Genomic DNA, 15907 nt, shown 5'->3' with positions numbered 1-15907 from the left:
GGCGCCGCCGGGCCCTACCGGCGCGCGCTTCCCGCTTCACGGGACTGCCGCGCCGGCTTCACCACGTAGGTGCCCGTCTTCGAGTCCACCGAGGTGACGGGGACGTGCCGTGCCTCCTCGAAGAGGCTGTAGGCCGGCTGGAGGCTTCGCCAGAACGCGACGAGCGGGTCCGTGGCGGAGCGGTCCGCCTCCAGCGCCTTCATGCCCTTGGCGTCGAGCCTGCGCGGAAAGATGTGGATGGGGACGTTGCGCTTCGTATTCGCGCGCGTGTCCAGCACCATGAGGTACAGCTCCTCGATGGGCTCGTCCTGGATGGCGATGCAGCCGATGCTCACGCAGTTGCCGTGGACGAAGATGTTGCCTCCCGGGTCCGCGGCCGTCTTGTGGTGCTTGTCCGCCGCGTTCGGATAGCTGACGCGCATGGACAGGTGGTAGTTGCTGTACGGGTTGAACAGGTCGATGGAGTAGAAGCCCTCGGGCACCTGCAGGTCGCCCTGCTGGCGCTTCGGCCCCAACTCGCCCGACGCGGCGCAGAAGGGGTAGGTCTTCACCTTCACCAGGGGCCCGGCCTTCGGGCCCGCCCAGACCTCCAGCTCGCGCTCGTGCTTGAAGGCCCGCACGTACATCTGCTCCGGAGGCCAGGCCACCCCCGCGGACTTGAAGAGCGCGGCGACGACGGGCGCCCGGGCCTTCCTCGCGGCGGCCACACGGGCCTCCTCCGCGTGCGCGGTGAGCGTGGCGAAGACCAGCAGACAGGCGGCGACGTTCCTCATGCGGCCTGGGACACCCGCGCCCCGCCATCCGTTCCAGACTCCCGCCTCATCGCGCATGGCGTTCCCTCCTCAGCGGTCTCCACCGGTAGGCGCACTCGGTGAGGTGCAGCACGGAGTCCAGTCTCGCCCCCGGGGCCAGGGGGCCGTCGTCGAAGTACTCGGAGTAGAGCTGCACCGGGGCGACGAAGCGCGCGTTCCACGGCTCGCGGTCGATGGTGAGCACGTAGACGAAGCCGTCCGCCACGCCGAGCGCGTCGTAGCACTCGACCAGCGGTTCGTGCATCTCCTCCAGCCCCTTCCACACGCTGCCCGTGGGAGGGTGGGGGAGGGGCCTCGTGTCGAAGACGCCCACCAGCCTGCCGCCAGGGAACGCCGGCTCCGGGTCCACCGCGGCCGTGAGCAGATCTCCCTCGCGCGCCATGACCATCTGCGCCTCGCCGAACTCGTGGAACTTGAACTCCTTCAGCGCGTTGCCCACGTGGCGCATCACCGGGTCGCTCGTCTCGCTGCGCACGAAGTAGCCGCCGCGCCGCCAGTCCCCGTTCGCGTTACGGTAGCGCACCGCCGCGCGGTAGCTCACCTGGTAGAAGCACACGCCCAGCAGCGGGCTGATGCCCTGGGGCCGCATGTCCCGCAGCGATGACATCAGCACCTGCACCCAAGCGCTGCCGTGGAACACCTCTGGCTCCAGCGGCGTGGGCAGCAGCCGCGCCAGGCGCTCCGGCTCCACGGCATAGTTGATGGACACCGCCTCCACCCAGTGCGTCTGCACCTGGGTGAGCCAGGGCACGGAGGGGCACTCCTCCATCCCGCGTGTGGTGGGGCTCGGGTCATGCGCGCCGACGAGCGCGTCCTCCGCGTCGCGCAGCGCTTCGTGTCCCGCTGGAGTCAGTGAGCACAGGCGGCCTGGCGTCCGCACCAGTCCCGCGGCGATGAGGCCTCGCAGCACCGGCGCCGGGTCCTTCACCCCGGCGTCGGCGAGCCGCTGGCGGAGCGCGTCCTCGGGCATCCCGAACGGCTCCACGGCCAACGCCACCAGCGCGGCGAGCGACTCCGGGCTCATACCAGCCGCGCCCCGACGCCCCCGGCGGCCAGCCTGCGGACGCGCGCGCGGTGGAGGGCGAAGCCGCCGCCGAACTGTGAGGCGAACCACACCGCGCCCAGCAGGTTGAAGGCGTGGTCCGGCACCTGCGTCATCCCCAGCGCGGCCAGTGCGAAGGCCACGGCCACCGCGTACCAGACGCGCCCCATCAGCGCGCCCATCATGGAGAAGGCCGTGCCGATGAGGACGCACGCCACCGCGGGCATGAAGAGCCTGTCCAGCCCGAGCAGCCAGTTGAGGAGGGCCACCAGCACCGTGCCCACGATGAAGGTGGTCCAGATGGCCCAGATCTGCCGCTCGATGAAGGAGCGGGCCCCGGCCGTCTGCCCGCGCTTCAGCACGAAGATGCTGGTGATGTTGAAGGTCATCACCCCGGCCCACAGGAGCGCATAGGGGCCGGGCGCGCGGTGCCCCTCCGTCCAGAGCCAGTTCGTGGCGGCGAAGCCCGCGCCATTGACGAAGGAGTGGAGCATCCAGATGACGCCCCAGTTCTGCAGCGCCGAGTCGTCACGCGCCTGCGCGACGACGCGCCGGATGAGCTGGAGGGCCTGATTCGCTTCTTCGCGGTTCATCGTGCGCCGGAGTGTACGCGAGCGCCGCGCCCCGTGCCGACCCCAAGGGCCGGGTGGGCGTCAGTGCAGGAGGAAGGCATTCAGCTCGTCGAGCCGGACGATGCGGGGCTCGGCGGTGGGCGCCACCGCGTCGCGGGCCGCGAGGGCCAGGGACCGGGCGCGGGCGGCGTCCTTCCCGTCCTTCCGCAGGGCCTGGGCCAGCGCGAAGCGGACAGCCGCCAGATTGAGCGCATCCGCACCGTCCTGCTCCCAGCCCGCCACCGCCTGCTCCAGCAGGGCGCGGGCTCCGGCCGCGTCGCCTCTCGCCAGCAGCACCTGTCCCAGCACGGCCTGCGGCTCCGACAGCGCCGAGGCCCGGGGTTCCGCCAGCTCCCGCCGGAGCGCCAGGGCTTCTCTCGCCACGCGCTCGGCCTCCAGGAGCCGGCCCTCTCCGAGCAGCGCCCGCCCCAGCGTGGAGAGGGCGCCCGCCAGCTCGTCCTTCGCGTCCAGCCCGCGCAGCATCGCCACGGCCCGTCGCGCGGCGCCCGCGGCCTGCTCGAAGCGACTCACCCGCAGGAGCACCTCCGCCTCCTGCTCCATCAGCTCGCCGTTTCGCACGCTGCTGCGGCCCTCCGCCTCCGCCGCGGCCAGCTCCTGGCGCATGGACGCCAGCATGCGCAGCGCCTCGTCCGTGTGCCCCAGGTTCGTGAGCGCCAGGGCCAGCGGGCCGGCCAGGGACGCACGGTCCGGATGTCCCGGGGGCCGGTGCTCCTGCGCCAGCGCCCAGCCCTTCTCCAGGGAGCGGCGCGCCTGCGCGAAGTCCCCACGCTGGAAGTGCAGCACCCCCATGTTGCCGAGAAGTCCGAGAATGTAGTTCACCGGCTGCCCCGGCCCGTAGACGCGCTCGAAGGTGGCCAGGCTCTCCGACTGGGCGGCGAGCGCCTCGTCGAACCGGCGCAGCGTCAACAGCGTGTTGGCCAGGTTGTTGTGCATCATCGCGACGGAGGGATGGTCTGCCCCGAAGTGGTGCCGGGTGAGGGACAGCGCCCGCCGCTGGGTGGCCAGGGCCTCTTCCAGCAGGCCCGCGCTCCGCTGCGCGGAGCCCAGCATGCGCAGGACGTCCACGAGGGAGGCATGGTCCTTCCCGAAGGCCCGCTCGCGCATGGCGAGGCAGCTGCGCAGCAGGGGAATGGCCTCCGCGGGATGGCCCTGGCGGGTCAGCACCAGGCCCTGGTGGAAGGCGAGCTCGCTCTCCAGTGGGTCATCGCCGCCAATGCGCTCCAGCAGGGACTGCGCCAGCTCCCGCCACAGCTCCGCCTGCTCCGGGCGCTCGGCGAGCTCGCCCTCCACGAAGACGAGGTGGATGTACGCCTCCGCGGCCCGCGCGTCGTCTCGCCCTGCCTGTGACGCCAGCGCCGCCCGGCGCAGGCGCAGCGCCGCGTCCTTCTCCTGACGCAGGTGCCGCAGCGCGCGGCCCTCGGTGAGCAGCGCTTCTCCCAGCAGGGGCTTGTACCCGACGGCCTCCGCCTCGGTGGCCACCGTCGCCGCGATTCCCGCCGCCTCCTTCCAATGCCCGGCGTTGTCCCGCGCCTTCGCGTCCGCCAGCCGGTCATAGGCCGCCTTGACGCGCGTGGCCTGCTGCCCCTGGGTGGGCAGGGGCATGGGCCGCGCGAGCGCCTCCACGTCGGCGCAGTCGGCCACCGGCTCCAGGCTCCGCACCGCCTGCGGCGCGCTCACCACCGCGTCCTTGTCCGCGGAGAGGAGCAGGTCCACCGTGGCGCCCAGCTCGCGCCTGCGGCGCTCCAGGCAGTGCATGCGCAAGTCCAGCGCCGCCTCCGACTGCTCACCCCGAACCCGCGTGGCCTCGCACGCCTCGCGGTGGGCGTCCGCCCAGGCCGCTGCATGGGACTCCAGCGCCCGGCTGACGGCCGCGTGGAGTGAGGGCGCGGCGGGCGCCCCCGAGGCGAAGAAGGCCCGCTGGAGCGCCACGCCCCGTGCCGCGTCCCACACGCCCGCCAGCCGCTGGGCGCTGTCCGTGCACGGCTGGGGCCCCCGCGCGACGAGGACGGCGGCGATGGCGGCGGCCACGCCCATGCCCGCCGCCACTCCTCCCGCGTGACGCCCGAGGCGCGGCGACAGGGTCCGCTCCAGCGCCGCGAGGAGCGCGTCCATGGAGGGATGCCGCGCGTCCGGCACCGGCGAGAGCCCGCGCTCCACGAGGGCCTGCACCGCGCGGGGCACGGAGGTGCGCTCCAGCACCACGCGCTGCCCCGGGGCACCGGGCGCCCTGCCATGGAGCCCCTCGTACAGCGCCACGCAGAAGCTGTACTGGTCCGCGCGCGCGTCCACGGGCCCTCGGGCGAGCGTCTCCGGGGCGATGTAGCCCGGCGTGCCCGCCACCGACGTGGCCGGGCCGGTGGGGCCGCTGCTCCGGCCGGTGCCGTGGGCTCCGCTGACGCCGGCCGAGGGGACGCCAGGCTCCGAGGAGGCGAACCGTGCCAGCCCGAAGTCCGTCACCCGCGCCCGCCCCGCGCGGTCCACCAGCACGTTGTCGGGCTTGAAGTCACGGTGCACCACGCCCGCGGCGTGCGCGGCCGCCAGCCCCCGTCCGGCCTCGAGGTACAGGCGCACCACCTCGCGCCAGCCCGGGCGGCGGGTGGCGAGGTGCTGGCGGAGCGTTCCTCCCTCCACCAGCTCCATCGCGATGAAGACGAGGTTGCCGAGCACGCCCACGTCATGGACGGCGACGACGTGGGGATGCTGCGTGCGCGCGGCGGCGCGGGCCTCGCCCAGCAGCCGTTCTATTGCCCCCTCCACGCCGGGCGGGGCCTGCATCAGCTTCAGGCCGATGCGCCGGTCGATGCTCGGGTCATAGGCCGCGTACACCACGCCCATGCCCCCCGCGCCCAGCCGCTCCAGCACCACGTAGCGCCCCAGCAGCGTGCCCCGCTCCAGCGCGCGCACGCGCGGGGTGGCCATGGCCTGGGTGTCCTCGAGGACGGTGGTGACGGGCTGCGTGGGCGGCGCGGTGTCGCCTTCGGATGGGGCGGGGGCCCTCGCCTGGAGGAACCCGGCGAGCAGCTCCCGGCACGAGGCGCAGCCGTCCAGGTGGCCCTCGGCGCGGGCGCGCAGGGCAGGGGGCGCCACGCCGTCGGCCAGGTCGAGCAGCTGCGTCTCATCGAGACAGTCGGGCAGGGGCGCCTCGCGCATGGCAGTCACCCTTCGTCCAGGAGGGAGGTGAGGCTCAACGCGAGGCTGGCGTCCATGACGCGCAGCAGGCTGTCGAGCTGCGAGGAGGTCAGCGCCAGCCTCCGGGCGACGCCGGCGCGGGTGTCCTCCAGGAGGGACTGGCGGGCGCGCGCCAGCCAGCGGGAGATGGTGGAGGCATGCACCTGGTGGAGCGTGCCCAGCGACTCCACTCCCAGGTTCTGCACCAGGCTCAGCCGCAGGAGGTTCCTGTCACGCGCGGACAGGCCGGCCAGGGCCTCCGCGAAGGCGGCGCGGAACGCGGGGCGGTAGCGCTCCTGTATCAACGCCAGCTCCGGGTCCGCGGTGCGCAGCTCCGACACGAGCAGCGTGTCGTCCAGCGGCGTCGTGCGTACCGCTCCGCGCTTGAGCGACACCGCCACGCCCAGGGCCACGGCCTCCGTCCAGCGCCGCAGCGCGCCCCGCCCGGCATACTCCGCCAGGCGCGGGCCCTGGCGCCCACCGCCCACCAGCAGGCGCATCCGCGTGAGCTGGAGCACCTCGTCCACGAAGGCCTCCGTGGCGTCCACCCGGCGCACGGCCCGCCCCACCGGCACCAGCACCACGCGCTGGAGGGCGTCGAGCGCGGCCCGGTCTCCGGCGAGGCACGCCCAGGCGAGGTAGAGGTCCTCCACGTACAGGGCGCGCAGGCCGTCCGCCAGCGTCCCCTCCGCTGCCACGCGCGTGCCCAGGTGGCGCGCGAAGTCCTCCTCGGCCACGCGCACCCCGGGCCACGCGTCGCGTCCGCGTGCCAGCACCTCCTCCAGCAGCGGGCCGAGGGTGTCCGCCTCGTCCGGTGCACAGGCGCGCGCTGCGCCCTCGAGAAAGGCCTGCACGGGCGCGACGAAGGAGGTGCTCATGGGGTGCGAAGCAGCAGCGTACAGCCCCGTGTGAAGTGGCCGCTCGGGGCAGGACGGAGTCTCCCAAAACCGGACGGGAAATTCAGGCGAGCACGGCGGGTCCTGCCCGACCGCGCCCACCGCCCCGGAGACGGGCAACAGAAACCTGATTCCTTTGCCTTCAAAGGATTCCCAGTCTTCCTTGTTATATTCTAATAAACTGAAAATGCGGTACCGTCGAAATCCCCCCGGCAGCGCGTTGACCCATCACGAGCAGGAGCACGGATGTCTCAGCTGAAGAAGTGGCAGCGGTTGATCGCGGCAGCGGCAGTGGTCCTGAGCGGGGCGTCCGTCGCCGCGGAGAAGGACGACCCGAACGGCCGTCGGCGGGCCATGGACGAGTGGTACAACGAGGCCTACGGCAAGGCGTACGGCAAGTCGAAGAAGGGCGGCCCGTGGTCGGCGGCCTTCCGCAAGCACATGAACGAGGCGGCGGCCAAGGAGCGCGCGACGTACGCGTCCCTGCTGCCGGGCACCAGCTCGCCCATCCTCCCCGCGGGTGAGCCGTCCGCCTCGCTGGCGGCCACCGGCACCACGTGGGTGAACATCGGCCCGACCAAGGCCAACTACATGCAGAACGGCAGCTACAGCCTGAACAAGACGGACACGGGCCGGGTGCGCGACATCGTCATCGACCCCGCCAACCCGGCCATCATCTATGTCGCGTTCTCGGGCGGCGGCGTCTGGAAGACCACCGACGGCGGGACGACCTGGACTCCCAGGTCGGAGACGCTGGGCAGCCTGTCCACGGGCTCGCTGGCGATGGACCCGAACAACAACAACACGCTGTACCTGGGCCTCGGCGACCCGTTCGACGGCACGGGCATCGGCCTGGTGAAGTCCACCGACGGCGGCAACACCTGGTTCGCCCCCGTGTACCTGGGCAGCGCCACCGAAATCCCGGACCTCATCGTCGCGCCGGGCAACAGCAACATCGTGCTGGCGGCCACCAACGCGGGCCTGTTCCGCTCGGTGGACGCGGGCGCGACCTGGTCCGCCATCTCCCTGAGCACGGGCTTTGCCGGCGCCGCGTACGGCTGGTCCGTGGAGTGGGCCGGTGGCACGAAGTTCGTCGCCGCCATCGACGCGGACCCCCTGGCCGCCAGCGGCACCTACCAGGGGCAGATCTGGGTCTCCAGCGACAACGGCGCCACGTGGACGCGCGGCACCGGCGTCACCGCCAGCGCGGGCATCGAGCGCATCACCCTGGCCGCGGCGCCCTCCAACCGCAACACGGTGTACGCGCTGGCGGCCGACCCCAGCGGCGGCCTGGCGGACATCTTCAAGTCCACCAACGGCGGCACCACCTGGACGGCGCTGGGCGCGGGCGCCAAGCGCTACAAGAACGGCAACGCCGAGGGCCGCACCGTCAGCACCCTCTTCAATGGGCAGGGTTGGTATGACCACATGCTCATCGTCAACCCGACGAACCCGAACCTGGTGTTCTTCGGCGGCGCGCTGCACATGGCCAAGACGACGGACGGTGGCTCCACGTACTACCAGGTCTCCAACTGGCTCGGCCAGTTCAGCCTGCCGTACGTGCACGCGGACTTCCACGCGGCGGCCTACGACGCGTCCGGCAAGCTCTACGTGGGCAACGACGGCGGCATCTTCGTCTCCAGCGACGGCGGCGCCACCTTCAGCGACGCGCTCAACGTGGGCATCGCCTCGCACCTCATCTACGACATCGGCATCTCCGGGGCCAACCGCAACGCGGTCATCGCGGGCCTGCAGGACAACGGCACCCGCGTGCGCGTGAGCGACACCGCCGTCTACAACCAGGAGATTGGCGGCGACGGCTTCGACTGCGAAATCCACCCCACCAACGGCAGCCTGATGCTGGGCTCGCTGTACTACTCGCGCATCCAGCGCAGCACCGACGGCGGTCTGAACTGGGTGTCCGCGTGCAGCGGCATCACCGAGTGCAACAACAGCAGCACCGCGCCCTTCATCACCCGCATGGCGCCAGGCGCGGCTGACGCCACGGGCAACACCATCTACACGCACACCAACACCAAGGTGTACCGCTCCACGAACTTCGGCTCTTCGTGGACGGCGCTCGGCGTGAGCGGCCTGCCCGCCGGCATCTTCCTGCGCAACGTGGCCGCGGCGAAGTCCAACGCCAACGTCATCGGCACGGTCGCCAGCGGCGGCCGCGTGTTCCTCACCAGCAACGGCGGCGCGGCCTGGACGCAGGCGGCGGCCCTGCCGAACAACGGCCTGAGCCTGAGCGACCTCGCCTTCGACCCCACCAACGCCAACACCCTCTACGTAGGCTCGGTGGCCGCGGACGGGACCAAGAGCCACCTGTGGAAGTCCACCGACTTCGGCGCCAGCTGGACGGTCATCGAGAGCGGCCTTCCCGCCGGCGTGCCGGTGAACACCGTCACGGTGGACCCGGGCAGCAACACCACGCTGTACGCCGCCACCCACCTGGGCGTGTACCGCTCCACCGACGCGGGCGCCTCGTGGACCCGCTTCGGCGCCGGCATGCCGCTGGTCAATGTGACGGACGTGCAGATCCTCCCGGACTCCAGCCTGGTGCGCGCCGCCACGTACGGCCGCTCCGTCTGGGAGCTGCGGCCGTAGTCCTGGCCACACCGGCCTGAAGTGGATGGGGCCCGGACCGGGGAGGTCCGGGCCCCTTCTTCTTCAGCGGGCTCCGCCGCGCCCTGGGGCCACTCCGCGCCGACCTCGGTTACTCACTTCCGGGCGCCGGGAACCGGGTCCGGCTGCTCTGCGGGAGCTGGAGGTAGTCCTCCAGCGCGTCCAGGAGCCGCTCCGCCTGGCGGCGGGCGGAGGGGTGCCAGGGCACGGTGAAGCGGGCGTCCATGCCAATCTTCTGGATGGTCTCCAGCCAGTCGTGGACGACGCGCTCGGAGTAGCCGGCCATGAGCCCGGCCTCGTGGAGCAGCGCGTACTCGCGGAGCAGCCAGGTGCTGAAGGTGATGGGGTCGTCCGAGCCCACGGCGATGGGCACGGGCGGGGGCGCACCCTCCTCGCGCTCCGGGGGGAAGAGGCGGAGGATGGGGTGGCTGCGCAGGTCCATCATGTCGCCGATGAGCAGGTTGCTGGACGGGTTGACCTCGACGACGAGCCCCCGCAGCCCCACCTCGCGGCGCAGCGCGTTCTGCACGGCCAGCAGCGCGGACACCTCGGAGGCGTCGAGGGTGATGTCCACCAGGTCCCGCCCGCGCAGGAAGACCGTCTCATCCTCGCGGTAGTCCTGGAGCAGCTGGCGCACCTGGCGGTAGTTGCGCACCTGCTCCGGGTCCAGGTTCTTCAGTGCGCGGACGAACGCATCCAGGCTGCCCCCGGCCGCCACGCGGGAGATGGGGCGGCACAGGAGCTGGTGCAGCACGTGGTGCGCCTCGGCCAGCACCTGGGGCTCCTGGCAGCGGTGGAAGATGCTGCCGGAGAGCTGGCGGATGAGGTTCTCCACCTGCTCGGGCCGCCCCGACGGGGCTTCCACCTGGAGCTGGGGGTCGACGCGGTAGCGGCTGTACAGCCGCCACTCGAAGACCAGGTCCCACAGCCGCTCCTCGGCCATCATCATCACCGAGCCCGTCGACTCCGCCCAGCGGCGGGGGTTGATACCCAGCGCGGTGGCATGTCCCAGCCGGCCGCCCGCGCCGCCCAGCAGGTACTGGATGCACTCGTAGACGCGCCGCATGCCCTCCATGAGGTGGCGGAAGTCCTCGCCCACGTGCGCCGTCAGCCGCAGCGGCGGGGCGTTGAGGCTGGCGGGAGCGACGGCGGCCAGGGCCGCCTCGCGCTCGATATACCGGTAGAGGGGCACCATCACCCAGGTGGGCACGCCCAGCTCGTCCGACGCCACGTCCAGCCCCCGCACCAGCCAGAGCGCCTGCGGCACCGCGCGCAGCAGGTCCACCAGCGCGCGGGCCCGCCGCGTCTGGTGCGAGAAGAACTCCGCGAAGCGGCCGCCCAGCCGGATCTGGTCGCCGCGAGGGTGGGGCTCGGCATGCGTCTGCCGCTCGCCCCCGGGAGGAATGCCCGCCGCCCAGCGCCGCTGGAGGTCCCTCTCCTTGAGCAGGTGGACGATGACGCCGAACTCCGGCTCGCGGCGGCCGTGCCGCGGGCTGCGCGTCTTCTCCAGCACGTACGCCCACGAGCGGGTGAGGCCCCGGAGGTCCTCGGCCAGCGCGAAGGGGCTCTCGGAAGGGGCGATGCGCACCTCCAGGCCGGAGAGCGGCTGACCCTTGCCCGCCACCGCGAAGGACACCTCCGCGCGTGCCGCGCGCAGCGGCACGCGGGCCCAGCCCAGGCGGTCATAGAAACGGACGAACCACTGGAGCCCGGCCGTCATCGGCCGCTGCACCACGGAGCGGTAGTAGATGCACCGCGCCCGCTGGAGCTGCCAGAAGAGGCGGGCGAAGAGTGCGTCCCCGTCCCCCGGCTCCCGCTCGCGCTGCTCCAGGTATGTCATTGCGTGGCGCACCAGCCAGCGCTCTCCTCCATTGGGGATGTGCAGTCCCAGCCGGACGGCGATGGGGTCGCAGCGCCGCCACAGCGCGTCGAGCGTCGGCGGGGGATTCGTCGAGGGGCCGTCCCGCAGCGGGTGGAGGTCCCGGTAGAGCTCGCGCAGGCGGTAGACATCCGGCAGCTCCTCACGCTGTCCGTCCGCGAGGGCGTCGAGCGCCTGGAGGAGCAGGCGGCGCCGGCCGAACGTCCAGTCCGTGCCGGTGGACAGGGCGCTCAGGAAGCCGCGCAGGGTGGGGCCGGTGCCGCCCGTCTGGACGAGGAACTCGGCCAGCACGCAGCGGCTCACGGCGGCGACCAGCAGCCAGGTCAGCAGCAGCTCGCCGGAGTCGAAGGGCAGGGCGGGGCTGTCCAGATCGCTCGGAGCGAGGGCCGGGTCCGCGAGCCTCGCCTGGAGCGCGGCCCACAGCAGGGGGAAGTCCATGCCCGCGCCGATGTGGTGGTGGATCTCCACCACCCCCCGGTCCGCGAGGTGTCGCAGCAGCATGGGGGGCTCCGCGCCCACGCCGGTGGGAGGCGGCTCGGCGTCGGTGGCCGCCAGCAGCAGGTCCTCGGGGAGCGCGAAGGTGAGCCAGCGGTAGTGGGTGGACGCGTCGAAGGAGTTGGTCTCGAAGCCCTGCTTCAGCCGGGTGCGTCCCGGGGCGGCCTCCAGGTAGATGCGGGAGAGGGTGCGCAGGTAGCGCGCCATGGAGACGGGCCGCGGCTCCACGGCGTGCTGGGCTCCCGGGAGGAACCCGAACCAGAAGAAGTCGCGGGCGATGATGAGCCGGTCCAGGGACCAGCCTCCCGCGTGCTGGGAGAGTTGCTCCTCGCAGTGCGCCCAGAGCGCCCGCGTCTTGCCGCCCGTGGCTCCGTCGAGCAGGGGGTTGAGCTGCACCATGGCGGAGCGGAACGCTTCGCGGCTGGCCAGGGGGAAGCTGGCGACCTCCGCGCGGACGTAGGCCTCCGGCGTGCGCCGGGGGGCCAGCGGCATGCCTGGAGGTGACTGCGGCTCGCTCACGTCAGCGCCGCCTCTTCCGGGAGCCCGGGCGAGACTTGCCGGGAGTGTCCGTACTCCGCCGGGACTCCTTCGCCGAGACGCTCCGCCGCACCGTCTTCGCGCCCCGGGCGGGCACCCGCGTGGGGGCCGCGCGCTTCCGCGCCGGGGCTTCTTCCGGAGCCCCTCCTGGAGCGCCTGGGGGGCCATCGAAGTGCGAGGCCACGGACCGGAACCAGGTCGCGCAGCAGTCCAGGAGGAAGTCGCGGGCCTGCTGCGCGCCCGGCCCGGTGGCGCGATTGAACAGCGCTTCCTGGCGCTGGTAGGCGTCGGAGCGCTGCAGCACGGCGCGAACCATCTCGAAGCGCCGCCGCTGAAGGAGCGCGGTGTCCCACGCGAGCTCCGGTGAGAGCAGCTCCCAGAGGGGCCGGGTGACGGAGGCCGGGAGGAACTCCGGCTGGAGCATCAGGGGCAGTGAATACCTCAGCCAGCGCCAGGCGATGCGGGCGCGGTCATGGTGCAGCCGCGCGTCGCGGCACTCCTGGAAGAGCGTCAGCACATGCCGGGCGACGTCCTGCTCATACGACTCGACTGCCCCCGTGTACTCCTCGAGCGAGGTCGCGGAGGAGGTGGAGGTCAGCGGCAGCTGCCAGCCACCGCGCTGCCTTCCCGCCACCGAGCAGACGTTGTCGACCCAGGCCGCCAGGATGAGCCGCAAGCAGGAGTTCCGCGTCTCTTCCCCGCGCTCGTGGACCCAGGCCTGCTGGAGCACGGCCAGACGCGGCTCGATGAAGCACTCCTTCCACTGGTGGGTGAAGATGGCGAAGTCAATGAAGGTCTCCCACTCGGGGGGAATCCACCAGAGGTTGAGCTCGAAGAGGAAGTCCTTCTCGAGCCGGGCCTCGTGCTGGCTCACCACCAGCTCCGGGGCCACGTCGAGCGGCATGACCTGCAGGTTGAGGACGCGCTGCTCCTCGGTGCGGATGAGCAGGTCGTGCAGCAGCATGAACCAGCCGGCGACGTTCGAAGGCAGCGGGACGGAGCGGGCCGGGTTCTCCAGGTCGTGCAGCTGGAGGATGGCGTCCTGGAAGTGGCGCAGGTGCAGCTCGCTGCGCAGCACCCTGGCTCCGGGCGCCCTGGCTCCGTGTCCCTCCAGCGGGGGCACGTCGAGCGCGTCGGCCAGCGCGGTGCGCTTCAGCCGGCGGATGGGCATGCCCGTCAGGTCCAGGACGGTGCGCTTCCTCACGTCACAGCGGATGAGGCGGTGCAGGAGCTGCTCGCTGGCCCAGCTCGGCAGGTCGCTCTCGTCGATGGCCATGAGGAGCATCTGGTGGCTGACGGTGATGGCTGGCTCGTCGCCCCCCAGGGTGAGCCGTGAGCAGGCCGCCGGGCCCTGGTTCCCGTCCTCCTCCCGTCCGGAGGTCGGCACCTGCTCGCGCTGCCGGCTCCGGGAGCAGCCCTTGCGCACCGCCTGCCAGAGGTCCAGGGCCGTCCGGGCCGACATGGTGAGGGCGAGCCGGGCGGCGTCCGTGAAGAGGGGTTCGGCAGGCGCTACCTGGAGTGTGCTCCCGGGATGGAGCCACTCCCGGAGGTCGAAGAGGGCGGCGAACGAGCGCCGCGGGGGTATCGGCTCCCCGGGCCCGGTGGGTCTCTCGCGGCCGGGCAGGGGAATCTCCGCGAGCAGCGCGCCGAGCGGCTTCGAGCCCTGGCGCTCGCCCAGCAGCGAGGCCGGCGCGTGGAAATCCCACACCTCCCTGGCGGTGAGGGAGCGAATCTCGATGCGATGCGTCTGCGGGAGCACGCGGCGCATGGCCGCGGCGGCCTGCCGGCGAGCGATGGCCAGCGTCTGGTCGTTCCGGTTCGCGCTCTGGAGCAGCCGTCCGGAGTCGGCCAGCTCCTTCTGGAAGGTCCGCTCCAGGAAGAGTTGGAACTCCTGGCGGCCGGCGGCGAGGAGGAACCAGAGCCTCCGGCTGGCCACCATGCGCGTCAGCTTCAGGATGAGGTGGAGGTGCTGGATGCTGCGGTCCACGTTGTCGATGGGCAGCACCAGCATGACGCCTTCATGGGCGCTGTCGCTGTCGTAGCCGAAGCGGCGCCGGGCCAGGTGCCGGGCCACCGCGTCGATGGCCTTGTAGAAGCGCCCCTGGAAGCTGGCGAAGAGCTCCGCCGACCGGAGCTGGTACTCCGCGCGCTGGCGGGGGTCCTGCCCCTGCACCGGGATGTCCTCCCACATGAAGGTGGCCTCGCGGACGAGCTGGTCAATCTGACTCCAGGGCTCGTCCGCGCCTTCCTCCAGGAGGACGGGGGAGGCGAGCCGCTCACGCCCCTTGCTGGAGGGCGCCACGTTCAGCGCATCGCGCACGCGCACCAGCAGGGTGGCCAGCAGGTTGGCCTCCGCCGGCAGGGGCTCCATGTCGAGTGGCGTGAGCATCACCAGGTGCTCACCGAGCAGATGGAGCGGGCGGTACAGCGGGTGGCTCTCCGCGGCGGAAATCCTGCCGCTGGAGGACAGCTCCGCGTCCGCGGCGGCCTGCGACAGGAGGAAGCGCGCGGGCTGGTGGAGCGCCTCCGCCAGCGTCAGCAGGAGCGTTGTCTTGCCGAAGCCCCGGTCACCGGCGATGAGCACGCTCGTCGCGAGCTGCTCGTGGACGGTGGGGGGAGACGCGTCCGAGGCGCCGGTCCTCCGCGTCCGGCTCTCGCCGAGGGCCCCGGTCAGCCAGTGGATGAGCTCCTCCATGGCCGCCTGGGTGGGGGCCAGCAGCTCCTTCCAGCTCAGCGCCATCGCCTCCGGGCGGGGACGGCGCTCGGGGTCGCTGTCGTGCGGGAGGCGCTCCGGGGCTTGCGGTTCCATGGCGTGTCCTCCTCATGTCGCGGGTGCCAGGCGCGGGGCTCCAGGCGACAGTGGGGGAGGGCGTTGGGGGGTGGCATCGGCCCGGAGGGATGGGCCGGCGTCGGCGGCCCGCGCGCGCTCGCCCGGCCGTCCGTGCAGGACCCGGGAGCAGTTCCTGGCCCGCGTGGGCGACGCGACCTTCGGACCAGGGCCCGGTGCCAGCGACGGGCGTGAACAAGGGAGGCGCGGACATGCCAGCACCCCCGACCGAGCCCGTGACTACGGGGTGGAAGGCCATCGGCGGCTTCTTCCGGGTCTTCGATATCGCCTTCTTCCTTCCAGGGGCCGTGCTTGTCCTGGGCCTGTTCCTGTCCCACGGCGCCACGTCGAAGGCCGTCGTGGGGAACCTGCTGGACATCCTCGGCGCGGGGGCGTCGCCCCTGGTGGAGGGGGAGGACGTGCCCGGCTGGCTCGCCGCGCTTGCGCTCGCCGTCACCCTCGTCGTCCTGGTCTTCATCGCCGGGTTGCTCTGCCATGCCGTCGCGCGGGTCTGGCGCTCCCTCATGTTCCGGCTCGGCGCCTGGCAGTGGAGCCGGAATGGCGCGGGCGACTCGTGGTTCCGCCATCCCTACTGGGGCACGACGAAGGCCCTCTTCTCACTGAAGCAGGCTTCACGCGACAGTTGGGGCGAGCACGTCTATGGGCCAGCGCCCACGGCTCGCGAGCGCGAGGACCCGGAGCTGCTGCTCTACTTCTGGAACATGGCCACGCTGTGCTGGAACGTCGCCGCCGCCTTGGTGCTGGTGGCCGTGCTCCTGCTCACCAACCCATCCCCCTGGCCAGGCTGGGCGCTCCTGTCGCTGGCCGCGGCCCTGCTGCTCGCGATGCTCGGCTCCGAGTTCCGGTACTTCTGGGAGAAGGAGCGGCGGAAGCCGCCGGACTCTCTGGGTGAGTCCATGTAGGCAGGGCCGTCCCGGTGCCCTCGAATAAAGTGGAGCCCGTCCCGTCCATCTGTACGAACGCGACAACG

General features: G+C 72.2%; 9 protein-coding genes. 2 read left to right on the top strand and 7 right to left on the bottom strand.

The window, feature by feature from the left end; all coding sequences use genetic code 11:
• Positions 1-14: 14 nt before the first annotated feature.
• Genes G4D85_RS25545 through G4D85_RS25525 form a run of 5 tightly spaced genes read right to left on the bottom strand, consistent with a single transcriptional unit; the run spans position 15 to position 6532 of the window.
• Positions 15-773, bottom strand: a complete 759-nt coding sequence (locus G4D85_RS25545) for a L,D-transpeptidase family protein (RefSeq protein ID WP_164016518.1) — start codon at positions 771-773, stop codon at positions 15-17.
• A 46-nt stretch (positions 774-819) separates the two neighbouring features.
• Positions 820-1836, bottom strand: a complete 1017-nt coding sequence (locus tag G4D85_RS25540) for a DUF2071 domain-containing protein (RefSeq protein ID WP_164016516.1) — start codon at positions 1834-1836, stop codon at positions 820-822.
• A complete protein-coding gene (locus G4D85_RS25535) occupies positions 1833-2447 on the bottom strand; it encodes a hypothetical protein (protein ID WP_164016514.1) in 615 nt (204 codons plus the stop codon). The genes G4D85_RS25540 and G4D85_RS25535 overlap by 4 nt, the downstream gene beginning before the upstream one ends.
• A gap of 60 nt (positions 2448-2507) precedes the next feature.
• The gene (locus tag G4D85_RS25530) at positions 2508-5636 is read right to left on the bottom strand and encodes a serine/threonine-protein kinase (protein WP_164016512.1); all 3129 of its coding nucleotides are present in this window, start codon (positions 5634-5636) and stop codon (positions 2508-2510) included.
• A 5-nt stretch (positions 5637-5641) separates the two neighbouring features.
• Entirely contained in the window at positions 5642-6532 is an 891-nt protein-coding gene (locus tag G4D85_RS25525; RefSeq protein ID WP_164016511.1) for an RNA polymerase subunit sigma-70, read from the bottom strand.
• Between the two features lie 264 nt (positions 6533-6796).
• Here G4D85_RS25525 and G4D85_RS25520 point away from each other — a divergent pair, with 264 nt between their 5' ends.
• Positions 6797-9160 carry a WD40/YVTN/BNR-like repeat-containing protein gene (locus G4D85_RS25520; RefSeq protein WP_164016509.1) on the top strand — a complete coding sequence of 788 codons (2364 nt, stop codon included), beginning with the start codon at positions 6797-6799 and terminating at the stop codon, positions 9158-9160.
• A 109-nt stretch (positions 9161-9269) separates the two neighbouring features.
• On the opposite strand, the gene G4D85_RS25515 is transcribed toward G4D85_RS25520, so the two are convergent.
• Together G4D85_RS25515 and G4D85_RS25510 are read right to left on the bottom strand one after the other, a co-directional pair.
• A complete protein-coding gene (locus G4D85_RS25515) occupies positions 9270-12071 on the bottom strand; it encodes an amidohydrolase family protein (RefSeq protein ID WP_205525697.1) in 2802 nt (933 codons plus the stop codon).
• 1 nt (position 12072) lies between these two features.
• Complete coding sequence (locus G4D85_RS25510) at positions 12073-14898, bottom strand: hypothetical protein (protein ID WP_164016506.1); 2826 nt, start codon at positions 14896-14898, stop codon at positions 12073-12075.
• Positions 14899-15128: 230 nt separating this feature from the next.
• Here G4D85_RS25510 and G4D85_RS25505 point away from each other — a divergent pair, with 230 nt between their 5' ends.
• Positions 15129-15839 (top strand): hypothetical protein, encoded by a 711-nt coding sequence (locus G4D85_RS25505; RefSeq protein ID WP_164016504.1) that lies wholly within the window; start codon positions 15129-15131, stop codon positions 15837-15839.
• The last annotated feature ends 68 nt before the right edge of the window (positions 15840-15907 follow it).

The organism is Pyxidicoccus trucidator (genome assembly GCF_010894435.1).
In the GTDB taxonomy this organism is placed as follows: domain Bacteria; phylum Myxococcota; class Myxococcia; order Myxococcales; family Myxococcaceae; genus Myxococcus; species Myxococcus trucidator.
The sequence above is the reverse complement of the archived record's forward strand: the minus strand, read 5'-3'. Positions and strand labels throughout refer to the sequence as shown.